This is a genomic window from Extibacter muris, from assembly GCF_004345005.1.
Lineage (GTDB): Bacteria > Bacillota > Clostridia > Lachnospirales > Lachnospiraceae > Extibacter > Extibacter muris.
In genome coordinates this window covers 1-522 of record NZ_SMMX01000104.1, presented here as the reverse complement: position 1 = coordinate 522, position 522 = coordinate 1, and the positions used below count along the sequence as shown (strand labels likewise).

The 522-nt window shown below is 49.0% G+C and carries 1 protein-coding gene; it reads left to right on the top strand.

The features are described 5' to 3' along the window. Positions 1-356, top strand: a 356-nt coding sequence (locus E1963_RS23965; protein WP_201272123.1) for a hypothetical protein, incomplete at its 5' end; no start/stop codon positions are given. Positions 357-522 lie beyond the last annotated feature (166 nt).

The following is a 522-nucleotide window of genomic DNA, read 5'->3' as shown; positions in this document are numbered from 1 at the left end:
TACATGCAGACACCAAACGAAAGGAGGCCGACGGGGAGGAAAGAAAAGGAGGGGGAAAAGAAAAAGGCCATATGTCCGGGGGGCATCAGGAAATAGGTCACGAAGGAAAGGAGGAAGGAAGAAGGAAAAAAGAGGGAAGAAGGGGGGAAAAGGGAAAGGGAGGAGGGAGGGAAGAGAGGAGAGAGGGGGAAAAGAAAGAAGGAGAAGGAAGAGGGAGGGAGGAGGAAAAAGAAGAGGAGGGGGGGGGGAGGGGAAAAAAGAAGAGAGGGAGGAAGAAAGAAAAAAGAGGAAAGAGAGAGGAAAGGAAGGAGAAGAGGAAGGAGGAGGAGGGGAGGAGGGGGAGGGAGAGGAGGTAGAGGGAAGAGGAGGAAGGAGCCGTATATCGTTAGAGAAAGGATGGGAGAGGGAAGAGAGAAAGGCAAATCAAAGAAAAAATCAAGAATCCCAAAAGAGAGATTAGGTAAAAAAGGATAAAGGAGAGAAAGATAGGAAGAAAAGAGAAGAGGAAAGAAGAAGGGAGAG